This window comes from Ligilactobacillus ubinensis, from assembly GCF_024160875.1.
In the GTDB taxonomy this organism is placed as follows: Bacteria; Bacillota; Bacilli; order Lactobacillales; family Lactobacillaceae; genus Ligilactobacillus; species Ligilactobacillus ubinensis.
In genome coordinates, this window is record NZ_JAIULA010000065.1 from 1 (window position 1) to 323 (window position 323).

The following is a 323-nucleotide window of genomic DNA, read 5'->3' on the forward strand; positions in this document are numbered from 1 at the left end:
GACTTTAAATCTGGTAACTTCGCTAAAAGTAAAATGAGTATGCTATTAATGGATAGTGCTAATCATCGAGTTCTTGACATTATTCGTTCTCGAACTAATCGTTTTCTTAAAAGTTATTTTTTACAATATGATTTAAAAGCCAGAGTGCTTGTTAAAACGGTAACGGTTGATCTATATTCACCTTATCGTAAATTGATAGAAGACCTATTTCCAAATGCTATCATTATAGCTGATCGATTTCATGTAGTGACGCAAGCGTATCAAGCACTAAATAAAGTAAGAATTACAACAATGAAGGAATCCGGTAAGGATTCTCACAACAG

Annotated in this window: 1 protein-coding gene; it reads left to right on the forward strand. The window is 32.8% G+C overall.

Features of this window, described 5'->3' with window-relative positions:
• Positions 1–323 (forward strand): transposase (locus tag LB941_RS12400; RefSeq protein WP_253362278.1); only part of this gene is annotated, 323 nt, incomplete at both ends.